Here is a 22792-nt window from a genome sequence, read left to right on the forward strand (position 1 = left end):
AGTGTACGCCTGAAAAGATGATGGGCCTGAACTTTAATAGAGGAGTTGCAAACAACGCAGCTATACGCATCTCTTGCACGGATAAAGCGACTCCACAACGTCAGACACCAGCGCTCAGAGCGCTTTTTATCCAACGCCGCATATAGCCTGTTTCTGACATCGATCAATCGATCAATATTTATAGGTTCCACAGTTTCCTCACGAAATATTTTGCAGCGACGTGCTAGTTTGGCGTATCGGCTACATCGGTGAACGTGATGTCTATGCCGCATGTATTTAGTCTACGAAAAACGATAGGCTGTTCGCCATTGGCACGTTGATCCAGAGCGGTCCGCTTGAACCAGAGAATGGATGATGCGAATGATGGCCTAGATCGTGATCAACCTGAAATCGAAGTGATTCTAATAGTTGACGAGATGGCCCTTTGATTGAAATGACTTACAGCCAATGGCAAAAGACAGGTTTCAGTTATGGCTGCAAGCACTTTCGAAGCGTTACAAATTAAGAGCGCAGCATCAGAAGAGCGCATAACACGAATGGACAGAAACCTCCGATAGCAGGGGGGGCTAGCATTCCCCCCTAACGGAAAATTAAGAAGTACCTCGGGCGGCTAACCACATCTTAACCTTTCCGTGATCATCACGCGCCCAGTTTATGTAAGAGGGCACATCATACCTAGCAGATCTCATAAGGCTAGTCGATGACTGCAGCATTTCTTCAAAAACCTCATCATTTGCCATATCCACATCAACATTAATAAATTTTGATACAGACTCAATGATAGCTAACCTGGCTTTACCAACAGCAGCAGTAACATCTTCCGCGTTTAAATTAACTCCAGCTCCAGCCAATCCAAATGCGTCTTTTGCCTTATTGGGGATGTGCCTACACCAAAACCCGAAAGACATCATGTCGCAAGAGTCATTATCGCGCTGAAGCACATTATAGCCAAACAACTGCAACATCTTGGACTTATGCGCTGGGGGCTGCCCTGCCAAAGCAGCTAACACCCACTTACCAATACCTGCACTCAACAAATTATTATAAGAAGGAGCATCAATCTTATCAACATCAATACGCCGTTCAACAAGCGTATCTTTACCAAAAATCTCTAACTCACAACATCTATTATAGACAGCATCATCAACATCAAAAATCTGCTCTAAACCTTCCACGAACTTTCGAAATGCACCTTCATGAACCATATCTTGATTGGTGCGAGTGGTAACAAAGAAGAGCCAATCTTCAGTACGATTATCCGCTTGATGCCTCAGGAGTTTAAACAATGCATCATAATAATTACTTTGTTTATCTTGCGGAGGAGATTCGAGCATACTCCTACATAAATCTATATTTATCACGTCATAGCTTGACGCCCGCTTAATAATATTTTCTTGCGCGATAGATTTGTTAACACAAAGACTCTCTAGCTGATCCTCGTATACATCAGACGACGGATCGATATATTTAAGCCCATGTAGCTCATTAATTGAAATCAACTGATCCATGGTCGTTTCTTTATCGCCCACAGTAATTTCATTCAACCCAATAAATTTTAGCCGCACCTCTTTCGCAGCACAGACAGTATAAAGTGAGCGTACATCGAGCAGATCCGATCCTGGAAGGCTTAAATACTGTAACGATCTATCTTTTTCCTTCAACTGGAGATGTTCAATTAAATTAGAGACAGCAACATTCCACTGCCTATTACGAATATATTGCTTTCTAGGTTTATGCCAAGGTGCGAATTTGGTTTTAAGCGAAACTGCCCCATGAGTAACATCATCATAACCAAGACCAACCTCCAATTCGTCTCCGCTATCCATGCTTATCATTTCTTAATATCCATAAGGAAAATTTTACCAATAGCACCTATAAGCCGTGCTATCTCCGCATCACTTAGGCTTGATAGCAACCCATATGATTCGAGGATATCCGCGACTGCCACAAGCTTATCCTCGTGCAGTCCCATGCGGGCTTTTTCAATGGAAGTGGCATTTCGAGATTTTGTAACAACGGATTCTCTGTTGATCGAAATTGTACCAGGCTCGTCCAAAAGCGAAGGCTGGTCACCTTTAGCTGAAGAATAGAATCGAACTGATCGACTTTCGGTAAAATCAACAACTATGGCATTAATATCTGACTTAACCTGATCAATTTTTACCTTATTTTGCAGAGCAGCCGTATCCTTACTTAATGCCTTGTGTTTACTCATAAACTGACGAAGAGCGTTATGCATCCACCGTTTAAGATACTGAAAATGAGGATGAGCAATATTGAATGACTCTCGATCTATATTCAGAGCGGAGTCCAGTCCCTTGATTGCGAAAATCTCACCAGACAATTGTCTCAACCGAGTCTGTTCTGAAATTTGGTAATCCAAAAAAGACGAATCAAATAACGTCCCGTTAGCACCATTGATTCGGATTAAACATCCATTATGTTCTAGAGGAACAACCTTACTATTCCAAAGCATATAATATTCAAATTCAAGCTCTCCACCCCGGTATGTTTCAGGCACACTACTCAGAGAGGGATTCGCTCTACCGACGAACATCAATTGCCCTTTCGCTTTATCAGCATCACCCGCAATAGATATGGGTCGACGCAGTTCCACCCCGTCGATTATTACAGAGAATGGAATTTCACTTTCTTCTCTTCTCGCCGCCAATCCCAGCCTAGACTCAAGTGTTTCATTATCTTTAAGCTCGATTTTTTCAGCAGCGCTACCCTTACCACCATTGTTAATGAGGTAAACTTCTACATTATCAGACGCACATACTTCATAGGGGTGCTTCTCGATATATTTAATAGGGACAGACAAACTGATAGACCATATCATTCGAAGATATGAGTCAAGGGAACTTAAAAGTTTAACATTCCCCCGCTTTGAATCTGCAGTCAGAGAGCCGACCTGTGCTACCAACTTCCGAAACTTTTCCACTGGCTCATCTGATGGAAGCCAAGGTAATTTTGAGGTTGTAATCAATACTTCCGGATTTCTTGGATCAATTTCACCGATATGAAAATCTGGTTCCCGAGGCAGATCCTTAAGCTCGTCCTCTAAATCAAATTCAACTTCTTCGACATCAACGCCAACAGCCTCACGCTCAAACTGTATAGCATTCCACAAAAGTTTTGATTGCAGACTTTCTTGGACAAAAGGTCGTACATTTAATAATGTAATTTCTGTACCGGATGAGCCCAAATCCTCCGCGGGAACATATGTAATTTCAGCCTTACCTGTTACGTAGTTATCTTCGTCCGTTTCTGCTTCCACCTCAGACTGAGGACGCAAAAGAATATCGCAAACAAGACGTTTATTATCGCCCTTAACCTTAGAGACAATAACAATATGATGAGTAATCTGAGAGACCGAAAACAGACCAATACCAAGCTTTCCGATCAATCGGCGCTTCTTCGGACTGAGGTTCTTATCCAACCCACTTGTCACATCGTGATACTTACCATCCTTGCTACGTTTTAGACTGCCGCCAATATTGCAAATAATGTGCGCCAAAGTATTTTCGTCTAATCCATGACCATTATCTCGAACTACAATTTTTGAGAATCGAGGTGCGTCAGTGAAAATTCGTACTTCTGTGGCATCAGCGTCATAGGAATTCGCTATCAACTCACGCAGTGCTGAGGCTGGTTCTCTATATATCCCGTCTGTAATTCGAGCAAAGACGCGTTGATTCGTTTTAAGTGTGGCTTGAACAGGAGCATCGTAAAACGAGGACGCTGCTAATTTTCGACGCAATACGATTTCTTCATCAGAAAGTCCAGTTTCGCTACTAATGTTATCCATAACTTAGATACCTTATAAAACTTGTTCCATTATTGACTCTGCAATTCTCTCTGCGACCGGGGGCGGCACTGCATTAGAAACCTGTTTGACCTGCTGACTCATATTGCCTTCAAGAACGTATGCAAACGGAAACCCTTGTAACTGCAGCGCCTCATAGATACTTAAACGTCTTTTACCATTTGGATGCACGTGTATCTCACGATTACCATATGCCACAGTCCTACTTGGCTTCGTCCAGTCAAGCTGAATAAAAGAGCGACCTCCCACAGGCATTACTCCGGTTTCGAACCGTTTTGACTTCGGCCGGGATGTCCAATGATTTTGGTGGTACGGAATTGAGTTTGCTGCCAACTTGTTAGATAAAAAAACTGGCTCAGGCAAATCACTAATAACATCCTTAACGACTTTCATCTCTAAAGTTGATGGCGCAGGAAAATCGAATTTTTTAATTCCTGCCGCTTTACAAACACCAACGATAAATAGACGCCTGCGCGCTTGCGCCACTTGATAATTACTAGCGTTTAGCTCCTGCTCATAAATATCAAAATTTTTCGACAGTTCCTCGCGCAACCCTTTCAAGAAACTCTCATTTTTTCGCGCACGTATCTCTGGAACGTTCTCAAAAACGAAAAATTTAAGCCCAAACTTATGATAAAAAGAATTTACTATCGCCGCATATTTTAAAGCCAATTGATTTCGCGGGTCTTCAGCGTGTCGTCCGACATTCCCACGAGAGAAACCCTGACATGGGGGGCCTCCAATTATTCCGCTGATTTGCTGACCTTCACCACAACTATTAATTACGGACTGACATAGTTGCTCTACCGAAGTATCTAATAGATCAACAACTCGACCTAACTCGCCAGAATGGTTCCGGTTATACGTTTTGATTGCCGCTGCATCATAATCTGCCGCAAAGCAAACTTCAAAACCTGCATTGATAAAGCCTAAATCAAGGCCTCCGGCACCACAAAACAAACTAACGACTTTGTGACTTTTAGATGAGAGGCTGTTGCCTTCAGTCTTAAATTCTTCTATAGCCATCGAGGAGACTGAAGCCTTCATTAAAAAAACCTGCTAAAAAATTACAGCCTTATACCATGAGATGATGCTTTCGCTCAAATGGGAGCAACAAATGCCCCTACGATAATAGTCAAATAATTGCATTCGACCATTTCCAGCGTCTGCAAACGCCATCCCCTCAAAAACCCGCATATCTATGTAGAGCATTTCACTCAATGGGGCCCGGACCACAATCTCCAGCTGATCCGTTCCAACCTCATCAATTATCAGGAGCACGGAATAACGACGGTAAATCTGTGCACCACCCCATTCCTGATAAACTCTCGAACCTTAGCCCCTTTGATCCAGATCGCAGACCAATGTCTCTACAACCCGCCCCACTCTCCCGCCGCTTCTCCGTCGCCCCAATGATGGATTGGACCGACCGCCATTGCCGTTTCTTCCTACGCCTCCTATCGAAGAACGCCCTGCTCTACACCGAAATGGTCACCACCGGCGCGCTCCTAAACGGCGATCACGAACGTTTCCTCCGTCACAACGAAGCCGAGCACCCGCTGGCGTTGCAGTTGGGCGGTAGCGTTCCGTTGGATCTGGCCGCCTGCGCCCGCATGGCCCAGACTCACGGTTACGACGAGGTGAACCTTAACGTCGGCTGCCCAAGTGATCGTGTCCAAAACAACATGATCGGCGCGTGCCTGATGGGTCATCCGCAACTGGTGGCGGATTGTGTGAAGGCGATGCGTGACGCGGTGTCGATTCCGGTGACGGTGAAGCATCGCATCGGCATCAACGGTCGGGACAGTTACGCGGAGCTGTGTGATTTCGTCGGCACAGTGCGCGATGCGGGGTGTACGAGTTTCACCGTTCACGCACGGATTGCGATTCTGGAGGGGTTGTCGCCGAAGGAGAATCGTGACATTCCGCCGTTGCGTTATGACGTGGCGGCGCAGCTGAAGGCGGATTTTCCGGAGTTGGAGATTGTGCTGAATGGCGGGATCAAGACGATGGAGGCTTGCCATAAGCATTTGCAGACGTTCGACGGTGTGATGTTGGGGCGTGAGGCTTATCACAATCCGTATTTGCTGGCGGAGGTGGATCAGCAGTTGTTTGGCAGTTCGGCGCCGGTGATCAGTCGGGCTGAGGCGTTGGCGCAGTTGCGTCCTTATATAGCCGAGCATTTGCTGGCGGGTGGGGCGATGCATCACATCACGCGGCATGTGCTGGGTTTGGGCACCGGGTTCCCGGGGGCGCGTAAATTCCGTCAGTTGTTGTCGGTGGATATTCACAAGGCCAAGGAACCGCTGGCGTTGCTGGATCAGGCTGCCGAGTTGCTTGAAGGCCGTTAACCCCCTCCTCTTACACTGCGCCAGGCGGATTGCTCCGCCTGGCGTCAGCATTCAGGCTGCCGCGGCCGCCGTCCAGTTGACCCAGCCAAACGCCCACGTCGCCAGAATCAACAAACCAAACGCGATCCGATACCACGCGAACGCGGCGTAGCTGTGGTTGGCAATAAATTTGAGCAAGCCGCGCACGGCGATCATCGCGAAGATGAATGCGGTGACGAAGCCGAGGGCGAAGACTGGCAGGTCGTTGGGTTGGAACAGGTCGCGGTATTTGTAACCGGAGTAGACGGCGGCGCCGACCATGGTTGGCATGGCGAGGAAGAATGAGAATTCGGTGGCGGCTTTGCGCGACAGGCCGAAGAGCAGGCCGCCGATGATGGTCGAGCCGGAGCGCGAGGTGCCGGGAATCATCGCCAGGCATTGTACGAAACCGATCTTCAGTGCGTCAGACCAGCGCATGTCGTCAACGTGATCGACGCTGATCACATGGCTGCGCTGTTCGGCCCACAACATGATGATGCCGCCGACAACTAATGCCACCGCGACGGTGATCGGGTTGAACAGGTATTCGTGGATGGCGTCGGCGAACAGCACGCCCAAGACCACGGCGGGCAGGAAGGCGATCAGCAAGTTGAGGGTGAAGCGTTGCGCATTGCGTTCGGTGGGCAGGCCTCTGACGATGTCGAAGATCTTCGGACGAAACTCCCAGACCACGGCGAGGATGGCGCCGAGTTGAATAATGATGTTGAACGCCATGGCGCGTTCGCCGCCAAATTCCAGCAAGTCAGCTACGATGATTTGGTGGCCGGTACTTGAGATCGGCAGGAATTCGGTCAAGCCTTCTACCGCACCTAATATCAACACCTGAAAAAGCGTCCAGAAATCCATTAATCCTCCGTCAGTGCGCTCTTTGGGCGAGCGACCGGGTAATAACACTCAGGGGTTGAGTATCTGCAGTGAGACCATTGACATACATAAATGCAAAAGTTCATCAGCCACAAAGATTACGTCTTATTAAAAGACACACTCAAGGCATGTTAGTAATCGTCGGCTGACGAACTACGCAGAAAATATTTAGGGCTCGCTACAGAAAAAAGTTGCTCTGCCGACAAAGTGTGATCAGTATCACATTAATCAGGGATGGCCATACAATGGCAAAAGGACATAGACAAAGCCATCGCAATAGACTCAAAATAGTGGCACCATTGCATATCGCCACCATCTATTCAGTAGTTCACAGCTCCGAGAAAAGCAACTAAAAGCCTGAAAAGCTTAATTATTGTTAGAAAACTCGCGAGACACGTCTAAATTCCGCGCAAATGTTACCAATTGTCAGTCACAGATGAGAACCGGTGCTTTAACATCCCGATGTCAGCACTAATTCGAGTCAATGCATGATGCTCTCAGGGAACTTAGCGCCTAGAAGCCCGCGCCCGACAAATGACGAACCTGGAGTTCTTACTCTGGGTCGCACCCGTGGCGTGGCTGAACATTTTAGAGCGCTGGTCGCCAGGCACGTGCGAACTGATATGGCACTAGAAGCCAACTCGTACACACATTCATATCAGTTCAATGAACAATCTGCTCCGTATCGGGCGATCTTCCTGGTCATCGACAGCCCACAAGCGCTCGAGGACAATCTCGCGCTGGTGGAAAACCTGCGCAACGACAACTTGAAACCGATCATTTGCGCAGTCATCACTGGGCGCGGCGCCTTCAACAAGATCAAGTACTATCTTGCCGGTGCGGACTTTTGTATCAAGCTCAATACCCTTTCCGAGGAGGGCGCCGAGTTGCTTGGCGAGTTCTTCAACAGTGAAGAATGGCAAAGGGATATCAATCTCACACTCGACCCGACGCGTATCTGCCTGATGGATACAAGCAAGAAACTCGACATCTCGTTTGCCGAGATGAAGATCCTCGAAGCCTTTGCGCAAACCAGTAATCACATTCTGAGCCATGATGAAATTGCCAGCATCATGGGCCTCAATACCAATTTCTACGACCCTCGAGCGCTGGAAAAATCAATCAGTCGCTTGCGTGGAAAAATCAAGGACATGTATGGTACAAACGCGATTCAGAGCATCCGCGGCTACGGCTATCGCCTGATGCGGGGCCTGATATCGACTGCCTGATCAAGGCAGCCATCCCTTTTGCATACGAACGAAGGATCGTCTGATGCAACCATATAGCTCCTGTTCTGCTTTACCCCTGCTGAAAATCAAGCAATTGAATGAGCGCGGCAACACGACCCATAACAATAAAACTCCATAACATAGCAGCAGTTCGAGTGGAATTCATCGAGGGCCAACTTTGGGCCCAGACCCTGCCTATCGATTACTTCCGAGGAAGTCATTGCTCGCCTGCCGATTTATCTTTTAGCCAATTTTGGTGTGTATTTAGGAGAGAGACATGGAAACTAGTACAACCCTCCCAAGGAAATATTTTGTTGTCGTGACTCATAGCACAACGTCGCAACGTGAACTGGAGAGCATCCTGTCCAGCGAACGCTTCAATTCGTTTGAAGGCGTTGACTCGCCCTCTTCCGCTCCAATGGTGATGGAGTTCACATATCCGAACATTAGTCGAAAAAATGCGCCACGCAGTATTGAACACGATACTCAGCGAATACTGGCCACGCTTGAGTCCGAATGGCTGGCAGCGCAATCGGCTAATCCTTTCCAGAATGCCCCGGTAATAAACGCGGAAGGCAGCAACATGCCATCTGCCATCGAAGGCCATATGCCGGCCAGCGAAACCTGGCATCTGGATAATGATCAGGGCGCGCTGAGTAAAGACGATATCGAAATCAGTCTCACCGGTCTTGAAACAGCACTGGTACGCAAAATGCTCACTCATGAAGAGCGCGTTGTCAGTCGGGACGAGCTGATTCTGAGCATCGGTCGAGAACCGGAGCAATATCGCGGTCTGGAAATGTGCCTGAGTCGCCTGCAAGATAAATTCAAGCATGCCAGCAACGGCGAGCGACTGTTCCGTGCGGTGCGCAATCGCGGTTATTGCCTCATCCAGGACGTGGTCGCGTAAGCACAGCTGACCTTCCTTATAAAACAAACAGATAAAGTGCGATTACAACAACAAGAAGAGCACTCTGTTTGGTTTCACCTCCCTTCTCCTGTTTCTTCAGACATCCCTGCCTCCACCCCTCCAACAGTAACAAATACAACACGATTAATTCACCCCTCGCTCTACGACCTTTTCTAACACTGCGCTATTTAATTATTAGAAAGTTGGCACTGTGCCATCTTGTTAGAACTCGTCAGACACCATTCCAGCCAATAACTTAGTCTATTGACTGACGACAGTTCGGCATATCGATGTTGTTACCTCAGGACACTCGTTACAACAAAAACAATAAGTCTGCATAACAACTCGGATTTCAACTGTTGAAACCTGAATGGACGTCTTTTGGGGATACCGTATGGATCTTTCTCTAAGTATCAATCGAAGCACAGGCCTCAAGGGACTGACCTTTTGGGGCCAATGGGCGCTGGCGCAGGGCTTTGTGGTGACGCTGCTGTTCATCCTCGCCGAGCATCACACCGGGACGGTCGCGTTCTACTACCGAATGTGCGCCACTCTGGCGGTATTGGCCTCGGTGCCGGCGTATACGTTCAGCGGTGTTTATCGCAAACGCGATAACTACCTGACCGGTCTGGGTCGGCTGTTCATGGGGTGGTCGATGACCATGGCCGCGCTGGCTTGCATTGCGTTTGTTTGCCAGGCCGATGAGTTGTTTTCGCGGCAGGTGATTCTGAGCTGGGCGGTGTATGGCTTCCTCGGCCAGGCGTTTCTCTATGCGCCGTTGCACGCGTTTTCCAAGTACTACCAGCGCTCGCGCAAGAGTGAACACAAGACGCTGATCGTTGGCACGGGCGACTTGGCGCTGGGCTTGGCGAAGAAGCTCAGCCAACTGGAAAACCTGCCATTGGTAGGTTTGGTCAGCAACGGTGATGTGTCGGCGCTGGGTAAAGATGCACCGCGTGTGGTCGGTGCTCAGGAAGACTTGCTGAAGCTGATCGAAGCCCATGACATCCGTCGTTTGTACATCACTCTGCCGCTGTGCGAAGCCGCGAAAATCGAGGCGATTTATGGCGATTTGCTCGGCGCTAACGTTGATGTTGTCTGGGTGCCGGACCTCAACAGCCTGACCCTGCTCAATCACTCGGTGAAAGTCGTGGACGGTCTGCCGGCGATCTATCTCAACGAGAGTCCGCTGACCAGCCGCCCTACTGCTGCTTTGAGCAAGAGTCTGGTCGAGAAAACCGTGGCGTTTCTGGCGATCATCGCGCTGAGTCCGATCCTGCTGATCATCGCGCTGGCGGTGAAGATCAACTCGCCGGGGCCGGTGTTCTTCAAGCAGGATCGCCACGGCTGGAACGGCAAGGTGATCAAGGTGTGGAAATTCCGCTCGATGCGTGTTCACGATGACCGCGAAGTGAAACAGGCCAGCCGCAATGACTCGCGCATTACCGCAGTCGGTCGTTTTATTCGCCGGACTTCGCTGGATGAATTGCCGCAACTGTTCAACGTCTTGCAGGGGCACATGGCACTGGTTGGGCCGCGCCCGCACGCTGTTGCGCACAACCACTTCTACTCGGGGAAAATCCTCGCCTACATGGCCCGCCACCGGATTAAACCGGGGATCACCGGGCTGGCTCAGATCAGCGGCTGCCGCGGTGAAACCGACACCCTCGACAAGATGCAGAAACGTGTGGAGATTGACCTGCAGTACATCAACAGCTGGTCGTTGTGGCTGGATCTGAAGATCTTGGTGAAGACGCCGTTTACGTTGCTGTCGAAGGATATTTACTGAGGTTTGAAGCTGCACATCGCAAGGGGACGAAAGTCCCCTTTTTTGTGCCTGGGATTTGGGAGCGACTTATAAATTAGTGGGAGCCAGCCCTGCTGGCGATGGCGGTGGGTCAGGCAATGAAGATATCGGCTGATCTGACGCCATCGCTAGCAGGGCTAGCTCCCACAGGGGATTTGGGGCTGGCTTACGAAGTGGGGGATTGACACAAAACATTGTGGGAGCTGGCATGCCAGCTTTGGTGGTGGGTCAGGCAATGAAGATAACGACTGATCTGACGCCATCGCTAGCAGGGCTAGCTCCCACAGGGGATTTGGGGCTGGCTCACGAAGTGGGGGGATTGACACAAAACATTGTGGGAGCTGGCTTGCCAGCGATGGCGGTGGGTCAGGCAATGAAGATATCGGCTGATCTGACGCCATCGCTAGCAGGGCTAGCTCCCACAGGGGATTTGGGGCTGGCTCACGAGTGGGGGATTGACACAAAACATTGTGGGAGCTGGCTTGCCAGCGATGGCGGTGGGTCAGGCAATATCAATATTGAATGTGCCGGCCTCATCGCTGGTAAGCCAGCTCCCACAGGGATTTGTGGTGTGACAAATATCCAATGTGGGAGCCAGCCCTGCCAGCGATGGCGGTGGGTCAGGCAATGAAGATATCGGCTGATCTGACGCCTTCGCTAGCAGGGCTAGCTCCCACAGGGATTTAAGCTTGGGTCGGGATTTGTGGTGCGACAAATATCCAATGTGGGAGCTAGCCCTGCTAGCGATGGCGGTGGGTCAGCAACAAAGGTGTCGGCTGACCGAAAGCAATCGCTAGCAGGGCTAGCTCCCACAGGGGATTTGGGGCTGGCTCACAAAGTGGGGGGATTGACACAAAACATTGTGAGAGCTGGCTTGACAGCGATGGCGGTGGGTCAGTCAATGAAGTTATCGGCTGATCTGACGCCATCGCTAGCAGGGCTAGCTCCCACAGGGGATTTGGGGCTGGCTTACGAAGTGGGGGATTGACACAAAACATTGTGGGAGCCAGCCCTGTCAGCGATGGCGGTGGGTCGGGCAATATCAATATTGAATGTGCCGGCCTCATCGCTGGCAAGCCAGCTCCCACAGGGATTTGTGGTGTGACAAATATCCAATGTGGGAGCCAGCCCTGCTGGCGATGGCGGTGGGTCAGGCAATGAAGATATCGGCTGATCTGACGCCTTCGCTAGCAGGGCTAGCTCCCACAGGGATTTAAGCTTGGATCGGGATTTGTTGCTTGGCAAATATCCAATGTGGGAGCTAGCCCTGCTAGCGATGGCGGTGGCTCAGCAACAAAGGTGTCGGCTGACCGAAAGCAATCGCTAGCAGGGCTAGCTCCCACAAGGCATTCCGGATGACCGGGAGACTTTAGGCTACTCCGTAATCTTCTCGAAATTGCGATAAAACATATCCCCTTCCCGGCTATCGGTCATCGAGTGCAGTTGGAAGCTGCGGTTCAGGCGTGCGCCGCCGTCACGGGTCAGTGGGGCCCAGACCAGGTTGGCGCGGCGCATGGTCGACATGCTCATCATTTCGTCGAACGGGATGGACAGGTAGAGGCCTTTGTCGAAACTACCTTCGCCATATTCCGCGCTGCTCGCCGTGGTGATCGTTGCCCAGGCACCGAAGCGCACACCGTTGGAAAACTCGCGGGAGATGTCCAGCGTGCCACCCCAATCCCCAGCCAGATATCGCCCGACGCTCACCGCCGCCAGCGTATCGAACGGCAGATCCGTATAACCAGTGATGTGCCCGGTCACCACCGAGTAATCGCGCAACGCAAAGCCCTGATCGAAATCCCGCTGACGCACCCAGTTGATATCCGCCCCCACCGACCAGCGCTCACCGGTCGGACGGAACAGCACCTCACCGCCCACACCGGCAAACATCGACTCCAGATAACCGCCATACACCATCCCATACAGGTCTTTATCCAATTGCTCGGCGTGGCTGACCTGGAACAGCGGCATGGTGGTATCGGAGGTGGTCAGGTACTGACGCAAATCCGTACGCACACGCGGCAAACCGCTCGGTGCGTCGTAAACGAATTTGTCGAAGTTGTTGACCAGGTTGGTGCTGAGCAAACCATTCCACCAGGTGTTGCGATTGAAGCGGTATTCGGCGTCGGCATCGGCGGTGAATTGATAGAGCAAGCCATCCGGGCCACCGACGTTCTGCTTGAAGCCCAGCCCCACGCCATAACTGAAGTGCTGCGGTGCTTCGGTGTAGAGGGTCTTCTCATTGTGCGGCATCGCCGGGTTGATCTCGGTGGTGCGGTGCAACGACTCCAACGGCTCTTCGTTGTTGATCACTTCACGGAAGGTCTCGCGCGGCACACTGGTTTCTTCCACCGGCAAGTCGTAGCGCTTGTTGACCATGGTGAACCAGTCGATGTCGTCGTTGACGCTGTTATCGAGCACCCGGCTCGCCCGCCCGACAGCCTTGGACGAATGGAAATAACGCTGCTGTTCGCCATAGACGATCAGCTCGGAATCACGCTGGGTAATGCGCTCGACTTTGTAGCCGGCGTTCTGCTGCAGGCGCTGCGAAACGTTGGCCCAGTTGACCTGATCCATCGCCGTGGTCGGCGCCTTTGCCGGCAGCGGTTCAGGGGTCGGATCGTACGTCTTGGCCGGTGCCTTGCGGGTAGCGAAATTGGTGTGAAAGGTGATGCCGAACATCGCCGTATTACCGCGCTCCCACGCGGCGCTGACGTCGACCGAATCCGCCACTTTGAACACCGCGCCGAGGTTGATCGGCGAGTCTTGCTTGATGATGTTGTCCTTCGGCTCGTTCTTGTAATCGTTGCCTTCGTATTCGAGTTTCAGGCTGAGGCGATCCCACGGTGTCTGATAGCTCACACCACCGAAGAGCGACGGCCGACCGCGAAAGTAAGAACCCGAGTTGACGTCACCGGTGCCTTCGAGCTCGGGCCGGGTATCGAAGCGATCACTGACGTAGCCCAACGGGTTGTCCAGATCGCCGCGATTACCCAGATAACCCCAGGCAATCCCCGCGCTGAAGTCGAAATTGTCAAAGCGTTTGTTGGCGACGAAAAATTCACTGGAGAACAAACCGGTACCACCGATATCTCGGAAGCCCAGCGCCACGTCGGGCAACCAGTGACTTTCCTGCCACAGCCGGACTTTGACGTCGACCGCCTTATCCTTATAGCTTTGGCTGCCGCTCAGGGCCTCCGATCCGTATGCCCGGTTGGTGATCGCGGTGTAACGAAACGAGCCTTCGAGCCAGTCCAGCGGCTGCAACGAAACGCTGTAGCGGCTGTACGGTTCGGTGCGGTTGGCGTTGACGCTCAATTCGCCGGCCGGGGCCATGCGCGCGGTCGGCGTCTGCAACAGACCGGTGCCACCGAAGTCATTCTGGGTGATGCGCGGCTCGGCATGGGCCAGACCGCAGGGCAATAACAACACAGCTGCAAAACGTAACTTCAACGAACCACCTCGGCCAGCTGCGTGGCAATAAATTCGGCCAACTGCTGATTCAGTTCAGGTAGAGGCGGATCCAGATCATCATTTTTCAGCGGCACCAGAATCTTGCTGCCGGCCACGGGGAAGTGCCCGCTCTCGCGATTCCAATGCGCGATGCCGACCCGCTGCGAAGCGCCGTTGGGCTGAATCAGCCAAAGGTAATCGGCCTCGGCATCGCTGAGAATCGAGCAGCCCTGCAAGTATTCACGGGCCTCTTGCAACGGCTGATACGGCAGATGACACGGCGCGGCGACGGCGCCAAGCACTTCAACTTCGTCGACGCGTTTCGGATAAATCAGCCGATCGCCATCGTCGAGGCGAATGTTGCGGGCGAAACCGACTTCCAGAGCCACCGGGTCGAGATCGGCGATCTGCCGCCCGGTCACTGGCATCTGCCGCACTTCTTCAGCCATGCGCTGCGCCAACGCCGCGCGACTCGGCCGGTCGAATAGCATCGCCATGCGCCGCAGCACGTCCAGATCAAACAGCACGCCGACCTTGAGCCGCGCCTGCTCCTCAATCAGCGACTGGCGCAGCAAGGCACCCGCCAGCCAATAACCTTCGGCATTCGGCACGGCTTCGCCGATCACGTCGAGCAAGCGTCCGCCCGGTGGCAACTCGACCGGCCCGGGGTTGGCGACATCGCCCGACACCGTGACCGCCGCCTGACTGACACTGGCGATCAACATCAGGCCCGCCGATAACATCCTCAGGTGCATCACGGCAGGTGCCTGCGATCAGGCGTCAGCTGCACGACTTTGACGCGCAACTGCGAGGTCAACTGCTGCTCGCTCTGCAAGATGAAACCGTCGCGCGGGTCGACCCAGTAATGATTGGTCGCGCGCAGGCCGATGGCCGGCGCATCAATCTGCTCATCGACACGCAGCACGCTGTATTCCTTGTCGAGAATCTGCAGGGTTTGCTCGGAGCGGCGGGAGAAGCGGCTGTTGACGATCACCCCGACTTCCTGACCCTTGTAGAGGTCGATCCAGCGCCGCGTGGTGAAACCGTCCGCCACTTGGTGCAGACCTTGTTTGAACGGTGAATCGTCGGACAGCCGCGTGCCGTCGAGATCGCCTTCCAGACCCAGGCCGACGCTGCGCACGGCGAGGCCATCGCGCAGCAACAGCACTTGTTTGCCGGACGCGACCCAGAACTGCAGATCCTCACGTTCGCGCATCAGCGCCAGTACACCGGAGCCGGACGGAGTGGTCAGTTTCAGTTGTGGATAGTTGACCCCGGCCACTTCGGCTGCCGTCACGTCCACTTCATCCGGGCCGACCACCGCAGCCTTGAGGTTGTTCAAGGACGCGCTCATCAACGGATTACAGCCACACAGCAACGAGGCCGCCATCAGGCACAGGCCAACTTTCAGAATGTTCAAAGTCGGCGACCTTATTTGCTGTTGTTACTGTATTCGCTCCAGTTCTTCGCAGCGGAAGCGCCAGTGCCGACAATCGATGCCGACGGCACCAATTGACTGATCAGACGGTTCCAGCGAGTCACGTTGGCAGGCCCGACATACACCACGTCCTGCGGGCGAACTTCGAAGTGCGAAGCCAGCGCCATGGCAGTCGGCGACTCGGCTTCGAGCTGATAGATCTTCGCCGGCTCAACGTCGAGATTTTCCACGCCGCGAATGACATACACCGCGTTGCCATTGGAGGTGGTCTGGGCCAAGCCACCGACCGAACCGAGCACGTCGGTGAGGTTCATGGTTGCGGTCTTGAAGCTCAGTGCGCGCGGTTGGTTGACCTCGCCCATCACGTAGATGCGCTTGTTGTCGTTGTACGGCAGATACAGCTGATCGCCGCCCTTGAGGTAGACGTTCTGCAACTCGGAATTCTGTTGATTGAGCGAGTCGAGATTCAGCGGATAGGTGCGGCCCTTGCGCGTCAGCAACAACCCGGACAAATCGGCATTGTTGGTGTCGATACCGGCCGAGCCGAGGGCTTCGACCACGCTCAGCGGGTTGGTGGAAATCGCTTGCGGCCCGGCCTTGGTTACCGCGCCGGTGACCACGACTTTCTGGCTGGCGAAACGCAACACCGCGACATCCACTTGCGGCTCGGCGATGAACGCCGAGAGTCGCTGTTCGATGTCCGAGCGCAGTTGCTGGATGGTCCGGCCGGCGGCCTGGACTTCCTTGATGAACGGGTAATAGAGCGTGCCGTCGGAGCGCACCAATCGGCCGTTGGCATCGATCTGTTGTTGTGCACCGGAAGGCGCCGTCAGCTCCGGGTGATCCCACACGGTGATGTACAAGACATCGTTGTTGCCGATGCGGTACTCGGCCGGGGTCGCCAGCAGCTCTGCCGGCAGCGACTCACGCTTTTGCGTGGCGCGATTCATGGCGATCAGCTTGGGCGTGATCGGAATCAGCTCGACCCGGCTGCTTTCACTCGCGCCCTGGCGGGTGATGTCACTGGTGCTGAGGTATTGACCGGGGGAAAATATGCAACCTTGCAAAGCGAGACTTGCCAACATTAAAAAATAAACACTACGAGTCATAATGGCACTACGCTATTCAAGGGCGAATCCAAAAAGAAAGTCACCCGACTTGCGTCGGGCGACCTTGTACTGCACTAACAAATGTTCCTGTTAGTTATGCGTGCCGGTTGTACCGGTGGTACCTGTGGTACCGGTAGTACCGCCGTTGGCACTGCCACCGCTGTTGGACGCCGCTACAGCACTGGCAACCATTGCAGTACTGGCTGCAGGCGCTTGAGAAGCCGCTACATTGCCACCTACATTGGTTACCGCCGTCAGCGGTGCTTCAGCTGCGGCAGCCCAGTTGCTCAACATCGTCAACAGGGCAACTGCCATCACTTTTTTCATAACAACTCCTTTCTAACATTCGACCTGTTAAAAACCGGTCTAAGTCAGAGTTGGTAGCGTTCAAGTCCGCAAAAAACGCGAACATGATCCGTCGTTCTTTCACAGTCTTACCCAACTGATAAAAGTCGAACGGCAGGTTTATATCTACGGACTTGCAAAAGGCATTGCCAGTGTAATTTCCCGACGTTATCTAACAACCTGACTGAAAATAACATTGGACTAAATGGCCATCATCGCAAGTAGCCTTTGGGATGATTCGATTGCCAGCGCCAGGTATCGGTGACCATGTCCTGCAAGTTGCGCGTGGCTTTCCAGCCCAACTCTTTCGCCGCCTTGGAAGCATCGGCCCAACTCTCGGCAATATCGCCAGAACGGCGCGGCATCATCCGGTACGGCACTGCTTGCCCGCAGGCTTGTTCGAAGGCGTGGAGCACTTGCAGGACGCTGTAGCCATCGCCGGTGCCGAGGTTCCAGGTATGAATGCCAGTACGCCCCGAAATCGACTGCAAGGCCTTTAAGTGCCCATCCGCCAGATCGACCACGTGGATGTAATCACGCACGCCGGTGCCGTCGATGGTCGGGTAATCGTTGCCGAAGATCGACAGTTCCGGCAGGCTGCCGACCGCGACCTGACTGATGTAAGGCACCAGATTGTTGGGGATGCCGTTGGGGTCTTCGCCCAGGTGGCCGCTGTGGTGCGCGCCGATCGGGTTGAAATAGCGCAGCAGCGCGATGCTCCAGCGCGGCTCGGCCTGAGCCAGATCGCGCAGCACATTTTCGACGATCAATTTCGACTGGCCGTAGGGATTGGTCGGCGTGCCGGTGGGAAAATCCTCGCGGATCGGCATCTGCTCCGGCTCGCCGTACACCGTGGCCGACGAGCTGAAGACCAGGCGAAATACCCCTGCCGCCGCCATCGCCTGGCACAGATTGATGCTGCCGCTGACGTTGGTTTCGTAGTACTCAAGCGGCTTGCGCACGCTTTCGCCGACGGCCTTCAGCCCGGCGAAATGCAGCACGGCGTCGATGTTGTGCTCGCGGAAAATCCGGTCGAGCAATGCCCGGTCACAGACATCACCGCGAATCATCCAGGCACTCTTGCCGCAGATGCCTTCAATGGCGTGCAGTGCCGCTTCGCTGCTGTTGCAGAGATTATCCAGCACGACAACTTCATAGCCTGCTTCAAGCAGCGCAAGTGTGGTGTGCGAGCCGATATAACCGGTGCCACCCGTTACCAGAATCTTCATAGCGCGGTCCGTCTGTGGATAAGTGCCCCGTGGTATGTCAAGCCTCTTTCATGGGATATGTGTCGTAATCCACACAAATAAGGCGACAACAACCTCAAACAAAATTAGTTCAACGACTGGCAATAAATATTTTTGCAGGTCAAACTGTATTGCCGGGTACTTATTAGCACTGCCTGTGCACTAACCACTATCAACGGATACCGACTAAAAATAACTAACTACGCACTTACCGACATCTCATAACATTGTCACGCTTTAAGCCCGCCGCGCATTGCCATGTATAACCTGACTCATGTATTAAATCACTCGTTCAATATTACTTGAAACTTGCGTGGCGCTCTAAGTGCCGCGCTGTCGTTGACTGTGTTCCATGACTGTCCAGGATACTTTTATGATTCGTAAATGTTTGTTCCCCGCTGCCGGCTATGGCACGCGTTTCCTGCCGGCGACTAAAGCCATGCCGAAAGAAATGCTGCCGATCGTCAACAAGCCGTTGATCGAATACGCCGTTGAAGAAGCGCGGGACGCCGGCCTGCAACACATGGCCATCGTCACCGGTCGCGGCAAGCGTGCGCTGGAAGACCATTTCGACATCAGCTACGAACTCGAACACCAGATTCGCGGCACCGAGAAAGAGAAATTCCTCGCCGGTACTCGCGAGCTGATCGACACCTGCACCTTCTCGTACACCCGTCAGGTGGAAATGAAGGGCCTGGGCCACGCGATTCTCAGCGGTCGCCCACTGATCGGCGACGAGCCGTTCGCCGTGGTGCTGGCCGATGACCTGTGTCTGAACCTGGAAGGTGACGGCGTACTCACGCAGATGATCCAGCTGTACAAGAAATTCCGCTGCTCGATCGTCGCCATTCAGGAAGTCCCGGCCGATCAGACGCACAAGTACGGGGTGATCGCCGGCGAGCTGATTTCCGACGGCATCTACCGCGTCAACAACATGGTGGAAAAACCGGCGCCGCAAGACGCGCCGTCGAACCTGGCGATCATTGGTCGCTACATCCTTACGCCGGACATTTTCGACCTGATCGCCGACACCGAACCGGGCAAGGGCGGCGAAATCCAGATCACCGACGCGCTGATGAAACAGGCGCAGAACGGTTGCGTGCTGGCCTACAAATTCAAAGGCCTGCGCTTCGACTGCGGCGACGCCGAGGGCTACTTGCAGGCGACCAATTTCTGCTACGAAAACGTCTATCTCAAGGGCCGCTGAGACGGCTCCCCCCACCCGACGAGGCGACCATGAACATTGCACAACATTCCGTAGAGATTGAACGCGAGGTGGGTAACCTCGGGGTGATGAGCTGGTTGTCGCGCCATCAGCCGTTGCCCAGCGCCAACGAAACCTGGCTGGGCACGATTCTGCTGGTGGAGCGGATTGGCGTGTTTCCCGCGTCCGGGGACATCCGTCGGCCGATGCGCGATCCCTATCCCCTGCTCGCGCATTTGAAAAAACTGTATGGCGAGCAGGCGCTGGAAATGGATGACCGTGACGGGCTGAAAGTGATCTTCAGCGATTGGCGCTTTCGCGTGCGGATTTGCTGCAACGATCCGGCGATCATCATCAACGTTGAGACTCGCTGCGATACGCGGTTGATGCCGCAGAAGATTGCAGAGTTGTTGAGCCAGGTCGACAGTTTCACACCGGAAGCCTGATCGTTCCCACGCTCCGCGTGGGCATGCCGCCCGGGACGCTCCGCGTCCCTTCGCTGAGTGACGCAGAGCGTCACAGGATGCATTCCCACGCGGAGCGTGGGAACGATCATCGCGCCGGGGTTTGCGCGTTATTTCGTGGAGGCGTCGCAGCGGTCCTTGGTGCCGGTGATCCAGCCATAGAAGTAATCAGCAATCACCTTCCCGCCCGTGGCCGGCACCGGATGAATCTTGTCCGGGCCGATCATCGCGGCGGCATAGCGCTTCACGTCCGGGCCAAACGCGCATTGCAGATTGGCGTAGCCCAGATGCTGCTCCCGCGCCCAAGGCTCCAGCACCTGCGCATACGCCGACATCGGGTAAGCGCTGGAGCGTGTGGTGTCCTGGCGCATGATCAGGTTGATACTCGCCGCCGGTTGAATCTCGCGCAGCATGCCGACCAGACCCTGAACATTCTGCAGGTACTGCGCAGGTTTCACCCCGAAGCCCTGATCGTTGCCACCGAGCATGATCAGGTAAACGTCAGCCGGGATCTTCGCCACCGCGGCTTTCCACTGCACCTGCCATTGCGGATCCTGGTGATAGAAGTCCGCCGACGCCGCGCCGGAGGCCGCCAGTTTCGACACGCGTATGCCGTTCTGATCGTTGCTCATCCACAGGCCGAACAAGGTGGGCGCGCCCTTCACCACTTCCAGTTTGAACGACCAGTCTTTCGCTGCAGACAGGCCAGTCAATGGCACTTCCTGAACCCCTGCACCTGCCAGCGTCATGGGCTGCCAGTCTTGTGAAGGTGACCAGCGGTAGCGGATCTCGCTGGATTCGCCATTGCCGAGGTAAAGCAGTTTCGCCTGAGTGACCGCGGTATCGATGCGCGGCTTGGGGTTGGCATCCACTTGCAGCCAAGCGCCGGGTTTGCCCGTGACGGTGCGACTGTCCGGGCTCGCCTGACCCAGCTCAGAAACTTTCCAGCCACCGCTGAAATACTTTTCACTGCTGCGGGTGTATTTGAAATGCGTGCCGCCCAGCGCCGCGCCATGGTTAAAACCGACATAACCGGGTCCGGCAAAACCGACCTCCCCGGCCACGCGCTGCACCAGTTTGTTCAGGTAGAAATCCTGCCCGGCGCTATAGCTGTCGCCGATCACCGAGACCGACAACACCGCACCGGCCTTGCCTTCCCGCCACTGCGCAAAACGCTCACGGGCATCGCCCACCTGAACCACGGATGCTGCGACGGGTTGCGCGTCATTTACTGCCAACATGCACAATTTCCTTCAGTCTGAAATGGCCCCTTCGCGAGCAAGTCGAATCGTCACTCCCAGAAGGATTGTGGTCATCCACTAAATTCATTCACACCTGATAAACCTGTGGGAGCTGGCTTGCCAGCGATGGGGTCCGGTCAGACACAGATGCATTGCCTGACAAAACGCCATCGCTGGCAAGCCAGCTCCCACAGGGATGGTGTGACTTACAGAGATGACTGGGTTTGCACCACCGGGATGACAGGCACCACCGGTTTCTTCTTCGCCGCCCGCTCCCCAAGGAACAACACAGAAGTGAAATTGAACCGACTGAAAACCATCGACAACACCACCGGCCCGAGCAAGCCACAACTCAAGCCGCCGAGCACCAGCAGACTCTCATCCTTCACCCCCAACCGCCCCAGCACAAACCGCGACGTCGCCGCGAACAGCACATGAAACAGGAAAATCGCATAGGAATACCCGCCCAGCCAGGTCAGCGCCTTCGACCGCACATCACTCGACAACAACGCGATGCAGGAAACGCAACCGACGGTCAAACCGATGAGGCTGCGGCGATCAACGATCAGCTCGCGATCAATCGCCGCCACATACAACAGCGTCAGCGAAATCAGCACAAATACTACGGGCCCGATCACCTTGAAGCGTTGTTTCAGCGCGTCGACGTTCTCCTGGCCAATCATCCCCGCGACGAAAAACGGCAACAGGTAAATCGCGCCGTTAATCCCGAACGCATCGAACTTGAACGGCGGCAGCAGAAACAAGACAGCGGCAAACGCAAACAGCCCATACAAGCGCGTCGGCGAACGCAGCATCCCGCGCCACTCCAGCAAACCAACGAACATGAAAATGATGAACACCGCCTGCAGGAACCAGAAATGGTTGACCGGCACCCAGAACGACAACAATGCGTCGAGCACGCCGACGTCCTTGTTCACCCCCGGCGCCACCGCTTGCAACACCGAGAACGGCACGCCGACGCAAAACAGCGGCACGATCAAGCGCCGCACCTTGCCGCTGAAGAACGCGGAAAAGTCATTGCCGCGAATTTTGTAAATGGAATAGATGTACCCGGAAATGAACGTGAACAACGGCATGCGCACGTACACCATCGAGTCGGCGATCACCCGGAACGGCGAGCCGATATCGATCTTCAACCCGCCGCCCAACGGCCCGATGACGTGGTAAAGCACCAGCAGCAGGCACGCCAGACCGCGCAGGGTTTCAATCTCCAGGGACTTTTTCTTGCTCGACATAAAGCA

General features: G+C 53.8%; 18 protein-coding genes. 6 read left to right on the forward strand and 12 right to left on the reverse strand.

The annotated features are described in order from the left end of the window. Window positions 1–590: 590 nt before the first annotated feature. From AC3Y64_RS18905 to AC3Y64_RS18915, 3 genes are read right to left on the reverse strand one after another with little or no spacing between them, the layout of a single operon-like run. Window positions 591–1826 (reverse strand): PP_RS20740 family protein, encoded by a 1236-nt coding sequence (locus tag AC3Y64_RS18905; protein ID WP_489984853.1) that lies wholly within the window; start codon window positions 1824–1826, stop codon window positions 591–593. Window positions 1827–1831: 5 nt separating this feature from the next. After that, a complete protein-coding gene (locus tag AC3Y64_RS18910) occupies window positions 1832–3811 on the reverse strand; it encodes an ATP-binding protein (RefSeq protein WP_489984854.1) in 1980 nt (659 codons plus the stop codon). A 12-nt stretch (window positions 3812–3823) separates the two neighbouring features. Continuing rightward, the gene (locus AC3Y64_RS18915) at window positions 3824–4876 is read right to left on the reverse strand and encodes a DNA cytosine methyltransferase (RefSeq protein WP_489984855.1); all 1053 of its coding nucleotides are present in this window, start codon (window positions 4874–4876) and stop codon (window positions 3824–3826) included. A 317-nt stretch (window positions 4877–5193) separates the two neighbouring features. Here AC3Y64_RS18915 and dusA point away from each other — a divergent pair, with 317 nt between their 5' ends. Beyond that, entirely contained in the window at window positions 5194–6180 is a 987-nt protein-coding gene (gene dusA, locus AC3Y64_RS18920; protein WP_489984856.1) for a tRNA dihydrouridine(20/20a) synthase DusA, read from the forward strand. A 51-nt stretch (window positions 6181–6231) separates the two neighbouring features. On the opposite strand, the gene AC3Y64_RS18925 is transcribed toward dusA, so the two are convergent. Continuing rightward, window positions 6232–7065: an undecaprenyl-diphosphate phosphatase gene (locus AC3Y64_RS18925; protein WP_489984857.1), complete on the reverse strand. Its 834-nt coding sequence runs from the start codon at window positions 7063–7065 to the stop codon at window positions 6232–6234. A gap of 506 nt (window positions 7066–7571) precedes the next feature. Here AC3Y64_RS18925 and AC3Y64_RS18930 point away from each other — a divergent pair. The 3 genes from AC3Y64_RS18930 to AC3Y64_RS18940 all read left to right on the forward strand — a co-directional run bounded on the left by AC3Y64_RS18930 (window position 7572) and on the right by AC3Y64_RS18940 (window position 11011). Next, the gene (locus AC3Y64_RS18930; protein ID WP_489984858.1) at window positions 7572–8312 is read left to right on the forward strand and encodes a winged helix-turn-helix domain-containing protein; all 741 of its coding nucleotides are present in this window, start codon (window positions 7572–7574) and stop codon (window positions 8310–8312) included. A 277-nt stretch (window positions 8313–8589) separates the two neighbouring features. Further along, complete coding sequence (locus AC3Y64_RS18935) at window positions 8590–9222, forward strand: winged helix-turn-helix domain-containing protein (protein WP_489984859.1); 633 nt, start codon at window positions 8590–8592, stop codon at window positions 9220–9222. 394 nt (window positions 9223–9616) lie between these two features. Beyond that, complete coding sequence (locus tag AC3Y64_RS18940; protein ID WP_158955780.1) at window positions 9617–11011, forward strand: undecaprenyl-phosphate glucose phosphotransferase; 1395 nt, start codon at window positions 9617–9619, stop codon at window positions 11009–11011. Window positions 11012–12403: 1392 nt separating this feature from the next. Here the strand turns inward: AC3Y64_RS18940 and AC3Y64_RS18945 are convergent. The 6 genes from AC3Y64_RS18945 to galE all read right to left on the reverse strand — a co-directional run bounded on the left by AC3Y64_RS18945 (window position 12404) and on the right by galE (window position 18603). After that, the gene (locus AC3Y64_RS18945) at window positions 12404–14482 is read right to left on the reverse strand and encodes a YjbH domain-containing protein (protein ID WP_489984860.1); all 2079 of its coding nucleotides are present in this window, start codon (window positions 14480–14482) and stop codon (window positions 12404–12406) included. Next, complete coding sequence (locus tag AC3Y64_RS18950; protein ID WP_489984861.1) at window positions 14479–15237, reverse strand: capsule biosynthesis GfcC family protein; 759 nt, start codon at window positions 15235–15237, stop codon at window positions 14479–14481. Before AC3Y64_RS18950 ends, AC3Y64_RS18945 begins: the two co-directional genes overlap by 4 nt. Continuing rightward, the gene (locus AC3Y64_RS18955; RefSeq protein ID WP_489984862.1) at window positions 15237–15902 is read right to left on the reverse strand and encodes a YjbF family lipoprotein; all 666 of its coding nucleotides are present in this window, start codon (window positions 15900–15902) and stop codon (window positions 15237–15239) included. The genes AC3Y64_RS18950 and AC3Y64_RS18955 overlap by 1 nt, the downstream gene beginning before the upstream one ends. 11 nt (window positions 15903–15913) lie before the next feature. Next, window positions 15914–17029, reverse strand: coding sequence for a polysaccharide biosynthesis/export family protein (locus AC3Y64_RS18960; protein ID WP_489984863.1), 1116 nt, complete (start codon window positions 17027–17029; stop codon window positions 15914–15916). Between the two features lie 90 nt (window positions 17030–17119). Continuing rightward, window positions 17120–17356, reverse strand: coding sequence for a hypothetical protein (locus tag AC3Y64_RS18965; RefSeq protein ID WP_007910552.1), 237 nt, complete (start codon window positions 17354–17356; stop codon window positions 17120–17122). A 230-nt stretch (window positions 17357–17586) separates the two neighbouring features. After that, the gene (gene galE / locus AC3Y64_RS18970) at window positions 17587–18603 is read right to left on the reverse strand and encodes a UDP-glucose 4-epimerase GalE (RefSeq protein WP_489984864.1); all 1017 of its coding nucleotides are present in this window, start codon (window positions 18601–18603) and stop codon (window positions 17587–17589) included. A 391-nt stretch (window positions 18604–18994) separates the two neighbouring features. Here galE and galU point away from each other — a divergent pair, with 391 nt between their 5' ends. Together galU and AC3Y64_RS18980 are read left to right on the forward strand one after the other, a co-directional pair. Continuing rightward, entirely contained in the window at window positions 18995–19828 is an 834-nt protein-coding gene (galU, locus tag AC3Y64_RS18975) for a UTP--glucose-1-phosphate uridylyltransferase GalU (protein WP_158955768.1), read from the forward strand. A 29-nt stretch (window positions 19829–19857) separates the two neighbouring features. After that, window positions 19858–20271, forward strand: coding sequence for a mannose-1-phosphate guanylyltransferase (locus AC3Y64_RS18980; protein WP_489984865.1), 414 nt, complete (start codon window positions 19858–19860; stop codon window positions 20269–20271). 128 nt (window positions 20272–20399) lie between these two features. On the opposite strand, the gene AC3Y64_RS18985 is transcribed toward AC3Y64_RS18980, so the two are convergent. Both AC3Y64_RS18985 and AC3Y64_RS18990 read right to left on the reverse strand, forming a co-directional pair. Continuing rightward, window positions 20400–21530, reverse strand: coding sequence for an SGNH/GDSL hydrolase family protein (locus AC3Y64_RS18985; protein ID WP_489984866.1), 1131 nt, complete (start codon window positions 21528–21530; stop codon window positions 20400–20402). A 206-nt stretch (window positions 21531–21736) separates the two neighbouring features. Then, window positions 21737–22786: an acyltransferase family protein gene (locus AC3Y64_RS18990; RefSeq protein WP_489984867.1), complete on the reverse strand. Its 1050-nt coding sequence runs from the start codon at window positions 22784–22786 to the stop codon at window positions 21737–21739. Between the last annotated feature and the right edge of the window lie 6 nt (window positions 22787–22792).

The sequence above is a fragment of the Pseudomonas sp. 4CAES_32.4 genome (assembly GCF_058136335.1).

What these genes read in the sequence shown, in the direction of transcription:
- AC3Y64_RS18985 (WP_489984866.1), bottom strand. Translation starts at nt 21,530, where the DNA reads ATGTTGGCAGTAAATGACGCGCAACCCGTCGCAGCATCCGTGGTTCAG.
- AC3Y64_RS18915 (WP_489984855.1), bottom strand. Translation starts at nt 4,876, where the DNA reads ATGAAGGCTTCAGTCTCCTCGATGGCTATAGAAGAATTTAAGACTGAA.
- AC3Y64_RS18935 (WP_489984859.1), top strand. Translation starts at nt 8,590, where the DNA reads ATGGAAACTAGTACAACCCTCCCAAGGAAATATTTTGTTGTCGTGACT.
- AC3Y64_RS18905 (WP_489984853.1), bottom strand. Translation starts at nt 1,826, where the DNA reads ATGGATAGCGGAGACGAATTGGAGGTTGGTCTTGGTTATGATGATGTT.
- AC3Y64_RS18925 (WP_489984857.1), bottom strand. Translation starts at nt 7,065, where the DNA reads ATGGATTTCTGGACGCTTTTTCAGGTGTTGATATTAGGTGCGGTAGAA.
- AC3Y64_RS18940 (WP_158955780.1), top strand. Translation starts at nt 9,617, where the DNA reads ATGGATCTTTCTCTAAGTATCAATCGAAGCACAGGCCTCAAGGGACTG.
- AC3Y64_RS18965 (WP_007910552.1), bottom strand. Translation starts at nt 17,356, where the DNA reads ATGAAAAAAGTGATGGCAGTTGCCCTGTTGACGATGTTGAGCAACTGG.
- AC3Y64_RS18960 (WP_489984863.1), bottom strand. Translation starts at nt 17,029, where the DNA reads ATGACTCGTAGTGTTTATTTTTTAATGTTGGCAAGTCTCGCTTTGCAA.
- AC3Y64_RS18910 (WP_489984854.1), bottom strand. Translation starts at nt 3,811, where the DNA reads ATGGATAACATTAGTAGCGAAACTGGACTTTCTGATGAAGAAATCGTA.
- galU (WP_158955768.1), top strand. Translation starts at nt 18,995, where the DNA reads ATGATTCGTAAATGTTTGTTCCCCGCTGCCGGCTATGGCACGCGTTTC.
- AC3Y64_RS18990 (WP_489984867.1), bottom strand. Translation starts at nt 22,786, where the DNA reads ATGTCGAGCAAGAAAAAGTCCCTGGAGATTGAAACCCTGCGCGGTCTG.
- AC3Y64_RS18980 (WP_489984865.1), top strand. Translation starts at nt 19,858, where the DNA reads ATGAACATTGCACAACATTCCGTAGAGATTGAACGCGAGGTGGGTAAC.
- AC3Y64_RS18950 (WP_489984861.1), bottom strand. Translation starts at nt 15,237, where the DNA reads ATGCACCTGAGGATGTTATCGGCGGGCCTGATGTTGATCGCCAGTGTC.
- AC3Y64_RS18930 (WP_489984858.1), top strand. Translation starts at nt 7,572, where the DNA reads ATGATGCTCTCAGGGAACTTAGCGCCTAGAAGCCCGCGCCCGACAAAT.
- dusA (WP_489984856.1), top strand. Translation starts at nt 5,194, where the DNA reads ATGTCTCTACAACCCGCCCCACTCTCCCGCCGCTTCTCCGTCGCCCCA.
- galE (WP_489984864.1), bottom strand. Translation starts at nt 18,603, where the DNA reads ATGAAGATTCTGGTAACGGGTGGCACCGGTTATATCGGCTCGCACACC.